12 protein-coding genes are annotated in these 12,354 nt (G+C 62.6%); 8 read left to right on the top strand and 4 right to left on the bottom strand.

Annotation, left to right across the window (positions count from 1 at the left end; genetic code table 11):
* Both I8N66_RS21200 and I8N66_RS21205 read right to left on the bottom strand, forming a co-directional pair.
* A partial coding sequence (locus tag I8N66_RS21200) for a 2Fe-2S iron-sulfur cluster-binding protein (protein WP_291157333.1) occupies positions 1 to 338 on the bottom strand: 338 nt, incomplete at its 3' end.
* A 111-nt stretch (positions 339 to 449) separates the two neighbouring features.
* Positions 450 to 1,226 carry a 3-hydroxybutyrate dehydrogenase gene (locus I8N66_RS21205; protein ID WP_291157335.1) on the bottom strand — a complete coding sequence of 259 codons (777 nt, stop codon included), beginning with the start codon at positions 1,224 to 1,226 and terminating at the stop codon, positions 450 to 452.
* 255 nt (positions 1,227 to 1,481) lie between these two features.
* On the opposite strand from I8N66_RS21205, the gene glpK reads away from it, so the two are divergent.
* From glpK to sbmA, 5 genes are all read left to right on the top strand, one after another.
* Positions 1,482 to 2,969, top strand: a complete 1,488-nt coding sequence (gene glpK, locus I8N66_RS21210; protein WP_291157337.1) for a glycerol kinase GlpK — start codon at positions 1,482 to 1,484, stop codon at positions 2,967 to 2,969.
* Positions 2,970 to 3,121: 152 nt separating this feature from the next.
* Positions 3,122 to 4,180 carry an LLM class flavin-dependent oxidoreductase gene (locus tag I8N66_RS21215; RefSeq protein WP_291157339.1) on the top strand — a complete coding sequence of 353 codons (1,059 nt, stop codon included), beginning with the start codon at positions 3,122 to 3,124 and terminating at the stop codon, positions 4,178 to 4,180.
* Between the two features lie 100 nt (positions 4,181 to 4,280).
* Positions 4,281 to 5,030: a type I methionyl aminopeptidase gene (gene map / locus I8N66_RS21220; RefSeq protein WP_291157341.1), complete on the top strand. Its 750-nt coding sequence runs from the start codon at positions 4,281 to 4,283 to the stop codon at positions 5,028 to 5,030.
* A gap of 212 nt (positions 5,031 to 5,242) precedes the next feature.
* Complete coding sequence (locus tag I8N66_RS21225) at positions 5,243 to 6,442, top strand: MFS transporter (RefSeq protein WP_291157343.1); 1,200 nt, start codon at positions 5,243 to 5,245, stop codon at positions 6,440 to 6,442.
* Positions 6,443 to 6,605: 163 nt separating this feature from the next.
* Positions 6,606 to 7,874 (top strand): peptide antibiotic transporter SbmA, encoded by a 1,269-nt coding sequence (sbmA, locus tag I8N66_RS21230; RefSeq protein WP_113535537.1) that lies wholly within the window; start codon positions 6,606 to 6,608, stop codon positions 7,872 to 7,874.
* 21 nt (positions 7,875 to 7,895) lie between these two features.
* Here sbmA and I8N66_RS21235 read toward each other — a convergent pair whose 3' ends face one another.
* On the bottom strand, positions 7,896 to 8,903 hold the full coding sequence (locus I8N66_RS21235) for a polysaccharide deacetylase (RefSeq protein ID WP_291157346.1): 1,008 nt from the start codon (positions 8,901 to 8,903) through the stop codon (positions 7,896 to 7,898).
* Between the two features lie 224 nt (positions 8,904 to 9,127).
* Between I8N66_RS21235 and I8N66_RS21240 the strand changes: the two genes are divergently transcribed.
* Together I8N66_RS21240 and I8N66_RS21245 are read left to right on the top strand one after the other, a co-directional pair.
* Complete coding sequence (locus I8N66_RS21240) at positions 9,128 to 9,715, top strand: NnrU family protein (RefSeq protein WP_291157348.1); 588 nt, start codon at positions 9,128 to 9,130, stop codon at positions 9,713 to 9,715.
* Between the two features lie 177 nt (positions 9,716 to 9,892).
* A complete protein-coding gene (locus tag I8N66_RS21245; RefSeq protein WP_113535534.1) occupies positions 9,893 to 10,561 on the top strand; it encodes a tetratricopeptide repeat protein in 669 nt (222 codons plus the stop codon).
* 53 nt (positions 10,562 to 10,614) lie between these two features.
* On the opposite strand, the gene I8N66_RS21250 is transcribed toward I8N66_RS21245, so the two are convergent.
* Complete coding sequence (locus tag I8N66_RS21250; protein WP_162768599.1) at positions 10,615 to 10,863, bottom strand: hypothetical protein; 249 nt, start codon at positions 10,861 to 10,863, stop codon at positions 10,615 to 10,617.
* 36 nt (positions 10,864 to 10,899) lie between these two features.
* Between I8N66_RS21250 and der the strand changes: the two genes are divergently transcribed.
* Positions 10,900 to 12,333 carry a ribosome biogenesis GTPase Der gene (der, locus tag I8N66_RS21255; protein ID WP_113535674.1) on the top strand — a complete coding sequence of 478 codons (1,434 nt, stop codon included), beginning with the start codon at positions 10,900 to 10,902 and terminating at the stop codon, positions 12,331 to 12,333.
* The last annotated feature ends 21 nt before the right edge of the window (positions 12,334 to 12,354 follow it).

Raw genomic sequence — 12,354 nt, forward strand, 5'->3', positions numbered from 1 at the left:
CATTGCGAGCCATGAAAATCGACCATCGCCTGCTGTACCGGATGCAGCGTGCCATCCTGGCCGGCGAGATGCTCGACGGTGACGACATGGCTTGCCTGCAGCGAGCCGAGGAAACGAATGCAGGCGTTGACACCCTCATAGACGAGCCGGTCGCCGACAAGCCGCCCCACGAGCACGGTGCAGGCGCCGCAGTCACCTTCGGCGCAGCCTTCCTTGGTGCCGGTCAGCCGGCGGTCGAGCCGCAGATAATCAAGCAGCGTCGCGGTCGGTGCGATGTCGGAAAGTGTGACCTCGCGGTCATTGAGGATGAAGCTGATGCTTCCGTTCGGCTGGGGCATGCCATTCATTCCCTGCGGCTGCTGCGTATACCTGAAATCACTTTGATCTTAGGTGGTTATGCAGAAAAGCAAAGAGCCGCGGAGATTTTTGCACGCCCCGCCAATGTGCGCCTATTGCGCCGTCCAGCCGCCATCCATGGAAACATGGGTGCCGGTGATCTGCGCCGCATCGTCGCCAGCAAGATAGACTGCGAGTGCGGCCACCTGTTCCACCGTGATGAACTTCTTGGTCGGCTGCCCCTTCAGCATCACGTCGTTGATCACCTGCTGTTCGGTGATGCCGCGGGTGCGCGCCTGGTCGGGGATCTGCTTTTCGACGAGCGGCGTCAGCACGTAGCCGGGGCAGATCGAGTTTGCGGTGACGCCGTTCTCCGCGACTTCGAGCGCCACCGTCTTCGTCAGTCCGAGCACGCCATGCTTGGCCGCGACATAGGCCGCCTTGAAGGGCGAGGCGACGAGGCCATGGGCCGACGCGATGTTGATGATGCGGCCCCACCCCTTGGCCTTCATGCCGGGAATGGCGGCGCGGATGGTGTGGAACGAGGAAGACAGGTTGATCGCGATGATGCGATCCCATTGCTCGACAGGGAAATCCTCGACTTTTTCGACATATTGGATGCCGGCATTGTTGACGAGGATGTCGACGCCGCCGAAGCGGGTCGTCGCCGTGGCGATCAGATCGGCGATCTCGGCCGGCTTCGTCATGTCGGCGCCGTGATAGATGACCGTGCCGCTCGTCAGCGCGCTGACATCATCCGTCGCTTGTCTGATCTCGTCCGCACTGCCGAAGCCGTTCAGCACGATGTTGGCGCCGCCTTTGGCGAAAGCCTTGGCGATCGCAAGCCCGATGCCGCTCGTCGAACCGGTGATGACCGCTGTTTTCGTCATTGCTGCTCTCTCCCTTGTGGCGTCGCGGACTACTTTGTTGCGGCGCAGCAGCGCCAGCCTACGCGTAAAACCGCGGCGCTGACAATTGTGTTTTTAAGGTTGCGACGACAGAGTTGAGGCGGGGAATAGCGAAGCTGCGAAGTTGCGTTTTGTTTTCGTTTGACATTCGTTTTGCCATCGTATTGAAGTTTTCGAAATGACATGCCCGCCTTCAAGGTCGGGTGAAGAAACTTGCGTGTGGCCGGGGAGGGGCATATGGGCGGATATATTCTCGCGATCGATCAGGGAACGACCTCGAGCCGGGCGATCATCTTCGACGGTCAGCAGCAGATCGCCGGTGCCGGCCAGAAGGAATTCAAGCAGCATTTCCCGAAATCCGGCTGGGTCGAGCACGATCCCGAGGAAATCTGGCAGACCGTGCTTTCGACCGTCGAGGAGGCGATCGCCAAGGCTGGCATCACCGCTGCCGACCTTTCGGCCATCGGCATCACCAACCAGCGCGAGACCGTCGTCGTCTGGGATCGGCAGACCGGTTACCCCATCCACAACGCGATCGTCTGGCAGGATCGCCGCACCGCGTCCTATTGCGAAAGACTGAAGAAGCAGGGGTTGGAAAAGATTTTCACCCGGAAGACCGGTCTGCTGCTCGATCCCTATTTCTCCGGCACCAAGCTCAACTGGCTCTTGACCAATGTCGACAGAGCCCAGGCGCGCGCCGCCAAGGGCGAGCTCTGCTTCGGTACGATCGATACCTTCCTCATCTGGCGGCTGACCGGCGGCAAGTCCTTCGTGACGGACGCGACCAATGCTTCACGCACGCTGCTCTACAACATTTCGGAAAATGTCTGGGACGACGAACTCCTGAAGATCCTCAAGGTGCCGCGCGCCATGCTGCCCGAGGTCAAGGATTGCGCCGCCGATTTCGGGGTCACCGACCCGGCAATCTTTGGCGCCGCCATCCCGATCCTCGGCGTTGCCGGCGACCAGCAGGCAGCGACGATCGGCCAGGCCTGTTTCAAGCCGGGCATGCTGAAATCCACCTATGGCACCGGCTGCTTCGCGCTGCTCAATACCGGCAAGGACATGGTGCGCTCGAAGAACCGGTTGCTCACCACCATTGCCTACAAGCTTGATGGCGAAACGACCTACGCGCTCGAAGGCTCGATCTTCGTTGCCGGTGCTGCCGTGCAATGGCTGCGCGACGGGCTCAAGGTGATCAAGGCGGCCCCCGACACCGGCACGCTCGCCGCGAGCGCCGATCCGACGCAGGAGGTCTATCTGGTGCCCGCCTTCACCGGCCTCGGTGCGCCGCATTGGGACCCGGATGCGCGCGGCGCGATCTTCGGCATGACCCGCAATACCGGCCCGGCGGAATTCGCCCGTGCCGCACTCGAAGCCGTCTGCTACCAGACGCGCGACTTGCTTGAAGCGATGCACAAGGACTGGCGCAACGACGGCAAGGAAACGGTGCTGCGCGTCGATGGTGGCATGGTTGCCTCCGACTGGACGATGCAGCGGCTCTCCGACCTGCTCGACGCGCCGGTCGACCGGCCTGTCATCCTCGAAACCACCGCGCTCGGCGTAGCCTGGCTTGCCGGCAGCCGCGCCGGCGTCTGGCCGAAGCAGGAGGAGTTCGCCAAGTCCTGGGCGCGTGACTATCGTTTCGAGCCTGCCATGGACGACAAGACGCGCAAGGCGAAGCTCAAGGGATGGCGCAATGCCGTCAAGCATACGCTGAGCTAAGCGCCAGATGGGCGTGGATTTCCCGTTCCGCCCATTATCCGACACAGGCTGCATTCATGCTCATCCGGGAAACACAGCGTTTCCCGGATGAGCATTTGCTGCTCACGCGCGCGCCAACTATCTGTTGTGTCAACAGAAACAGGACGGGCATCATGGAACTCGGGCTTTACACATTTGCGGATGTCGATCCGACTGCAAGCGACAAGGGCAAGGAGGGGCAACGCCGCCTCAAGAACCTTCTCGAAGAGATCGAACTTGCCGATCAGGTCGGCCTTGATGTTTTCGGCCTCGGCGAACATCACCGCCCGGACTACGCCGCTTCCGCGCCGGCGGTCATTCTGGCCGCTGCTGCCGCCAGGACGAAGAACATCCGGCTGACCAGCGCCGTCACGGTCTTAAGCTCCGACGATCCCGTGCGCGTCTTCCAGCAGTTTTCGACGCTGGATCTGATCTCCAACGGCCGTGCCGAGATCATGGCCGGTCGCGGGTCCTTCATCGAATCCTTCCCGCTCTTCGGCCAGTCGCTCGACGACTACGACCAGCTCTTTGCCGAGAAGCTCGATCTTCTGATGGCGCTGCGCGAGAGCGAGAAAGTCAGCTGGGCGGGCGAGATGCGGCCGGCGATCCACGACCGTGGCGTCTACCCGCGGCCGCTGCAGGAAATGCTGCCGCTCTGGATCGCCGTCGGCGGCACGCCGCAATCGGTGGCGCGTGCCGGCGCGCTCGGCCTGCCGGTGGCGCTGGCCATCATCGGGGGCGAACCACGCCGGTTTGCGCCGCTCTTCGATCTCTACCGCGAGGCGGCTCGCCGCGCCGGCCAGGATCCGGCCAGGCTGAAGACCAGCATCAACGTGCACGGCTTCATCGCCGACACGACCGATCTCGCTGCCGACCAGTTCTATGGGCCGCAGGCCGAGGTGATGAACCGCATCGGCCGCGAGCGCGGCTGGGGGCCGACCAACCGGGCACACTTCGACCAGGCCCGCAGCCCGAGCGGCAATCTCTTCCTTGGCGATCCGGAAACGGTGGCGGAGAAGATCGTCGAGAACTGGAAGGTCTTCCGCAACGATCGCTTCCTGCTGCAGATGGCAATCGGGCCGATGCCGCACGACCAGATCATGCGCGGAATCGAGCTCTACGGCACCAGGGTGGCGCCGCTGGTGCGCAAGGCAGTCGCGGAAGAAAAGACGGTGGCACCGGCCGCCGTCTGACCTGCAACACCGGGTTCAGCGCCGGATTGAAAGCCATCCCGTTCGGCGCTGGCATAACGCCTGGCGACACGCTACATGTGAGCGCGAAAGCGAGACACGGATGACCCTCAACAACGAAGAAGATCTGCTGCGGCTGAAGGAAATCGGCCGCATCTGCGCCAATGCCTTGCAGACGATGGGCGAGGCGCTGGAGCCCGGCATCACCACGGCGGAACTGGACGCGATCGGCCGCAAGGTGTTGGAAGACGCGGGCGCCCGCTCGGCGCCGGAGCTCTGCTACAATTTTCCCGGCGCCACCTGCATCAGCGTCAACGAGGAAATCGCCCACGGCATCCCCGGCAGCCGGGTGATCAAGGCGGGCGATCTCGTCAACATCGACGTGTCCGCTGAAAAAGACGGCATCTTCGCCGACACCGGCGCCTCGTTCCCGGTGCCGCCGGTCACGGCCGCGATTGACCGTCTCTGCCGCGACGGCAAGCGGGCGATGTGGGTGGGCCTCAAGCAGGTGCGTCCCGATCAGCCGCTGGCGGCGATCGGCAACGCGATCGGCGATTTCGCCCGCAAGAACCGCTATTCGCTCGTCACCAATCTCGCCAGCCACGGCATCGGCCGCTCGCTGCACGAAGAGCCGACCGAGATCGCCACCTGGCCCGACCCGCGCGAACGCCGACGGATGACCGATGGCATGGTCTTCACCGTCGAGCCTTTCCTGTCCATTGGCGCGCAATGGGCCGAAGGCGGCAATGACGACTGGACGCTCTACAGCGATCCGCGCGCGCCGACGGTGCAGTATGAGCACACGGTCGTGGTCACGCGCGGCGGGCCGCTGGTGGTGACGCTGCCGGGCTAATGCAAAGACGCGACGGCGGCCCAACAGCCTCCGTCGTCCTCCTGGCCATTTTCTGCTTCATCGCTGCTTGCATGATCTGCCGACTCGGTAGGTGCAACTCACCTTCCGGCAAATGCTCTAACCCATTGAAATCGGCGATCGTTCGATTCCTTCAATAGGTCCTTCAATTATTGTCGTTTGTGGTGCGCCATATTGCGGCGCAATAAATTGATATGACCACGCTCGACAGACCGCTCCAGACCAACATCTCCGCCACGGCAACCGCCGGCGCCATTGCCATGGCCATCGCCATGGGCTTCGGCCGGTTCTCCTACACGCCGATCCTGCCGGCGATGATGGCGGATCTTGGCTTGTCGCCGGGCGATGCCGGCCTCATCGCCTCGGCCAACTTCGTCGGCTATCTCGCCGGCGCCATTCTCGGAGCCTATGGCTGGGCGCATGGGCATGAGCGCCGGATCGGGCTTCTGTCGCTCGTCGCCACGACGGCCCTGCTGGCGGCCATGGGGCTCTCGTCGTCGGTCGCCGTACTGGCGCTCATCCGGTTCCTCGCCGGCCTTGCCAGCGCCTTTGCAATGATCTTCATCTCCGGCATCGTGCTCGGCCATGGCCTGCATGCCCGGTCGGAGCATGTGCCAGCCGTGCACTTTGGCGGCGTCGGTCTCGGCATCGCATTCTCATCGCTCTGCGTCTGGGCAAATCCGCTTGCGGGGCACGCCGGCCTGACGACCTCCATGGGCGACTGGTTCACCGGTGCGCTGGTCGGGCTGATGGGGACCGTTGTCGTCGCAGCACTCCTGCCTGGTGTTCCGTCATCCGGTGCTGGTCCGGTGCGCGAAAAGCCGCTTCGCTGGACGCGGCCACTGACGGTGGTGACCTTCACCTACGCGCTCTTCGGCTTCGGCTACGTGATCACCGCCACCTTCCTCGTTGCCATGGCGCGCGACCCGAGCGGCGGCCACAGCATCGAGTTTCTCGCCTGGCTGCTGACGGGCCTTGCCGCAGCGCTTTCGGTCTATCTCTGGCGCTTTGCGGTCCCGCGCTTTGGCCTTGCCGGGGTCTATGCGATCGGCCTTCTGGTCGAAGCCGTCGGCCTGGTGCTGACGGTCAGTCTGCCCTTGCCCTATGCCCCGCTTGCCGGCGGCCTGATGCTGGGCGCGACGTTCATGATGATCACGGCCTATGGCCTGCAAATCGGCCGGCAGCTTGCGCCGGAAAGCCCGCGCCGTGCGCTGGCCCTGATGACGGCTGCCTTCGGCATCGGCCAGATCATCGGTCCGCTGGTCGCCGGCTGGCTTGCAGAACGCACCGGCAGCTTCGCAGCACCGACCCTGATTGCGGGGGCCGTGCTCTTCCTTTGCGGTGGCGTTATCCTTGCCGAACTGAAGCGGATTTCCACGGCGCTAAGGGCCTGACGGGTGCCGCCGGCGGCATCGAAATCCGCCCTGTTCGCCGCGGCCTTTCCGGATGAAATAACAGTAACGTTTATATTATCCGATTGTTGACGACGGCGCTTTGCCCTAGTTTCGGCGCTTCGAGCGGTAACACATCGCCTGACCGAAACGTGAGTAGACCCCTTTGTTCCATTCCTTCTTTCCGAAGCCGAAGCTGTTCTTCACCTCCGGTGCCCTCTGGTCGCTTGTCTGCATTCTGGTCTGGTATACGGCCGGACCGCAGATGGGGGCCGCTGTCGGCTTGCCGCCACTGGCCCCGGGCGAAAAGCCGCCGATCGGCCTTGCCTATTTCTTCACCCCGGACAATCTCTGGTTCTATCTCTACTTCACCATCTTCGTGGTGATCTTCGGCGGTACCTGGAAGCTCATTGCCAAGGATCACCCCTGGGTCAATTGGTCGATCTGGGGCTCGGCCTTCATCATCTTCATCGCCTATTTCGCAGTGCAGACGTCGGTTGCGCTCAACAACTGGCGCGGTCCGTTCTTCGATCTGCTGCAAGATGCCTTGGCGAGGAAGCCGGGCATCACGGCTGGCCAGTTCTACACACTGCAGCTACGCTTCCTCGAAATCGGCTTCGTCGGCGTGACCCTCAACGTCATTACCGCGTTTTTCACGAACCATTACGTGTTCCGCTGGCGCACGGCCATGAACGATTTCTACATGTCGAAGTGGGAAAAGCTGCGGCATATTGAAGGGGCGTCGCAACGTGTTCAGGAAGACACGATGCGTTTTGCCAACATCCTCGAAGGGCTCGGCGTTACGCTGATCAACTCGGTGATGACGCTGGTGGTGTTTCTGCCGCTGCTGTTCAGCATGTCACAACATGTCGAGGACCTTCCGATCATCGGCGCGGTCCCTCATGCCCTTTTCTGGCTGGCGATCGTCTGGTCGCTGTTCGGCACGGCACTTCTGGCGCTCGCCGGCATCAAGCTGCCTGGGCTGAACTTCAAGAACCAACGCGTCGAAGCAGCCTATCGCAAGGAATTGGTCTACGGCGAGGATCACGGGGATCGTGCTCAGCCGGTGACGGTCAGGGAGCTTTTCGGCAATGTGCGCCGGAACTACTTCCGCATGTATTGGCACTATCTGTATTTCAACATCGCGCGCTATTCCTATGGGCAGCTTGACGCGATCTTCCTCAACTTCATCCTGATTCCGACCTTCGTGGTCGGCAAGATCACCATGGGTATCTGGCAGCAGATCTCGACCGCCTTCGGTGAAGTCAGCAACTCCTTCCAGTACCTGGTCAACTATTGGTCGACGATCATCGAGCTCCTGTCGATCCATAAGCGCCTGACCGCCTTCGAGGCGGCGATTTCCGACGAGCCGCTACCGGAGATCGACCAGCGGTACCTGGAGCGTGGCGCGGCGGAAGATGCGCAGCCGGCCTAAGACCGGAACCCTCTACAGCAATCAGAAGGCGGAGCGATCCGCCTTCTTTTTTGCCTGCTCGATCATTGGCAGCGCCTGGGCGTAGCTGACACAGGCGACGTCCGATTTGCCGCAAACTTCAGTCAGCAACCGATCGAGTGCGCGCCAGTAGGCGCCGCCGTTCATCTCGACGAAGTGGAAGCCGAGCTGGAGGGGAATGCGGTCGCCGCTGTACTCGCGCTCGAAAGCTTTCCTGTAGGCTTCGTAGGTGCGCTCCTCGAAGCGGGCGCTGTCCTTCTTGTTCTCGACACCCATGGAGTGGCGGACGAAGAGATTGTAGTCCATGCCGATCACCGGGCGCTGCGACGGTCCCTCGGGTATCAGCGGCAGGCCGAAACGCGGCAGGCCGTCCTTCTCCGACGGCCAGCCCGGGCCCTTGGTCACCAGGCTCGCATCATAGGTGAAACCCGAATCCTTGAGTGCCGGCAGCAGGCCATCGCTGAGAGAGAGATAGGGCGCGCGGAAGCCCTTGACGCTCGACCTCGCGAACTCGGCCCAACCCTCGGGCTCCGCTTCCGGCTTGTCCGCCTTCTTCCAGGCGTCGCGCAGCGCGGTGTTGAAGGTCGAGAATTCGCTCTGCCAGTCGGCCTTGCTCCAGCCCTTGCCGTCGAAATGGCCACAGGCATGGCTGGCGATGTCGTGGCCGTCGAGATGGGCCTGCCAGATGTGGCCGGCGCGGTTCGCAATTTCTTCGCGGCTCTGGGCGAAGCCGACATTGGAACGTCCGGGCTTCTGGCCCGGCGGCCTGTAGATCTCCTTGCCGTCCGCTCGTGTCATCAGGAAGGTGCAGGAGAGGAAATAGGTGAAATGTGCCCCGGTGCGCTGTGCCATCGCCAGGCTCTTGTCCCAGAGCGCATTGTCATGCGCGCCGTCGAAGGAGACGATCACCAGCTGCTTGTCGCCGCTCGGAACGGTGGCAGGCGTTGCCGGCTCGGCCTGGGCGAGAGCGGGAAAAAGGGCGAGAGATAAAGCGGCGGAAATACGGATCATGGTCAACTGCAATGTTGGATTTTGGTCGCAGATGGTTCGAAATTGCGGCAATCCTTTGATCGGACTGGAAAAAAGACACCATCAAGGCTACTGCATAGCAACCTGGGCTGGATTCGGTTCAGGGGGAATGGCAAAGAAAATCAAAGAGCTACAGCGACTCAGGCGCGCCATGTCCGGCACGCGACGCTGATTTGGTCCGGTATCTCGAACAAAGCGGTGGCCCCATGGCGATACTCGTTCTCGGCATCATCATCTTTCTTGGATTGCACCTGATCCGCGTGGTCGCGCCCGGCTTTCGCGCCGGCGTCATCGAGAGCCGCGGCAAAGGCACCTGGATGGGGATCTATGCAATCCTCAGCCTCATCGGTCTCTGTCTGATCATTTACGGCTTCGGCCAGGCCCGCAGTGAAACGGGCATTCTGTACAATCCGCCGGTGTTCCTGCGCCATATCGCGCTTCTGCTGATGCTCTTTGCCTTCGTCATCGCGGCAGCGGGCTTCCTCCCGGCTGGGCGCATTGCGGTTGCGGTCAAGCATCCGCAGGTTCTGTCGATCAAGATCTGGGCGCTGGCGCATCTTCTGGCGAATGGCGAGACCTCCTCCGTCCTGCTTTTCGGTTCGTTTCTGGCCTGGGCGGTGATCCTGCGCATCTCGCTCAAACGCCGCGAGCGGGCAGGGGAGCGCGTGCTGCCGGTGTTCAAGTCGTCGACGAATGACGTGCTGGCGATCGTCATCGGTCTCGTCGCCTACGTTCTCTTTGTCTGGAAGCTTCACGAGTGGTTGATCGGGGTTCAGCCCGTGGTGATGGGCTAAATAACGTCGGCCCCCTTACAAGCGCCGCAAAATCGGGTAGAAGGCGCAAAATCCATGAGAGCGCGATGCGTGGCCAAGAACGCGTCGCGCATGCTCGAACAGTTTGAGATCGTGCGCTGTTCCCGTTGAAGACGGTCGGAATGGCGCACCAGTGGGCAGGCAAGGCCGGGGCAATAGATGGCGAACCAAGACGACAGCTTTATCCGCGAGGTCAATGAGGAACTGCGTTCCGACCAGATGAAGAGCATCTGGGCACGTTTCGGTAGTGTCATCGTGGCGATCGCCGTGCTTATCGTTCTCGGCACCATCGGCAAGGTCGGCTTCGACTATTGGCAGGACGGTGCGTCCTCGAAGTCGGGCGATGCGTTCCTGCAGGCGCTCAACCTTGCAAAGGAAAACAAGACGGACGAGGCACTCGCTGCCTTGAGCGCGCTGGAAAAGGACGGCTACGGCGCCTATCCGGTTCTGGCTCGTCTGCGAGCCGCAACGCTCCAGGCCCAGAAGGGCGAAACCGATGCGGCGGTGAAGGCATTCTCGGCGATCGGCAAGGACGGCAGCGTCCCGGCGGCCATTCAGGAAGCGGCGCGGCTGCGTGCGGCATACCTGCTCGTCGACGCCGGCAGCTACGATCAGGTCTCGGCCGAAGTCGAGCAGCTTGCAACGCCGCAGAACAACATGCGCCACTCGGCCCGTGAAGCGCTTGGTCTTGCAGCCTACAAGGCCGGCGACTACGCCAAGGCCAAGACCTGGTTCCAGCAGATCGTTGACGACACGCAGAGCCCGCGCAACCTCACCGGTCGCGCCCAGATGCTGCTCGACGTGATTGCGGCCAGCGGCAAGGCCTAAGGTTTCCGCCCATCCTCGACTTGGATGGGCACAGGGTGCACGACCCTTTCGAATCAGCGCATGATCCCAAAATCGATCTCGATCTTGGGGTTGTGCGCTAAAGCGTTTAAAGCAGTTTCAGCAAAAGTGCGTAGCGGTTTTGCGTCCGGAACTGCGCGAGACAGACAAGCAGTTCCAGCAAAAGTGCGTAGCGGTTTTGCGTTCGGGAATGCTTGAAACATCAGGCGGAGCAGTCCCAAAGGGAAACGCTCCCGTGTCGCCTCGCTGCGGCCGAGAACGAAATTATGAGTGCCGCCGGCCATTCGGCAGCGGCACTCCAAGCGGAAACGGATAGATCCATGAGCTTCACCGTCGCCATCGTCGGGCGTCCCAATGTCGGCAAGTCCACCTTGTTCAACCGTCTGGTCGGCAAGAAGCTGGCGCTCGTCGACGACACGCCGGGTGTTACCCGTGACCGGCGGCCCGGCGACGCCAAGCTGATCGATCTGCGCTTCCGCATCATCGACACGGCCGGCCTCGAGCAGTCGGCACCCGACACGTTGCAGGGCCGCATGTGGGCGCAGACCGAGGCCGCGATCGACGAAGCGGATTTGTCGCTGTTTCTGGTCGATGCCAAGGGCGGCCTGACGCCGGCCGACGAGACGCTCGCCGAAATGCTGCGCCGCCGCGGCAAGCCGGTGGTGCTGGTCGCCAACAAGTCCGAGGCGCGCGGCTCCGACGGCGGTTTCTACGATGCCTTCACGCTCGGCCTTGGCGAACCCTGCCCGATCTCGGCCGAACACGGCCAGGGCATGCTCGATCTGCGCGATGCGATCGTCGCTGCGATCGGCGAAGACCGCGCCTTCCCGCCGGAAGACGACGTGGCCGAGACCGATATCGATCTGCGCCCGACGTTCAAGGACGAAGATGGCGAAGAGGAAGAGGCCGAGGCTGCCTATGACGAGACCAAGCCGCTGCGCGTGGCGATCGTCGGCCGTCCGAACGCCGGCAAGTCGACGCTGATCAACCGCTTCCTCGGCGAAGACCGGCTGTTGACCGGCCCCGAAGCCGGCATCACCCGTGATTCCATTTCTGTCGAGTGGGATTGGCGCGGCCGCACCATCAAGATGTTCGATACGGCCGGCATGCGCCGCAAGGCCAAGGTGCAGGAGAAGCTGGAAAAGCTCTCGGTCGCCGATGCGCTGCGCGCCATCCGATTTGCCGAAACGGTCGTCATCGTCTTCGACGCGACCATTCCCTTCGAGAAGCAGGACCTGCAGATCGTCGACCTCGTCTTGCGCGAAGGCCGGGCTGCGGTGCTCGCTTTCAACAAGTGGGACCTGGTCGAGGACTGGCAGGCGGTTCTGGCCGATCTCCGTGAAAAGACCGAGCGGCTGCTGCCGCAGGCCCGCGGCATCCGCGCCGTGCCGATTTCCGGCCACACCGGCTACGGCCTCGACCGGCTGATGCAGGCGATCATCGAGACGGACAAGACCTGGAACCGCCGCATCTCCACTGCACGGCTCAATCGCTGGCTGGAATCGCAGCAGGTTCAGCACCCGCCACCGGCCGTTTCCGGCCGCCGGCTCAAGCTCAAGTACATGACGCAGGTGAAGGCCCGCCCGCCGGGCTTCATGATCTCTTGCACGCGCCCCGATGCGTTGCCGGAATCCTACGTGCGCTATCTGATCAACGGACTGCGCAACGATTTCGACCTGCCGGGCGTGCCGATCCGCATGCATTTCCGTTCGGGCGACAATCCCTTCGAGTCCAAGGCGAAGAAGCGGCGCTGAGCGCGAGGAAAGGTGTGTGCG

Origin of the sequence: Ensifer sp. SSB1 (assembly GCF_016652895.1) — a bacterium.
In the GTDB taxonomy this organism is placed as follows: Bacteria; Pseudomonadota; Alphaproteobacteria; order Rhizobiales; family Rhizobiaceae; genus Ensifer.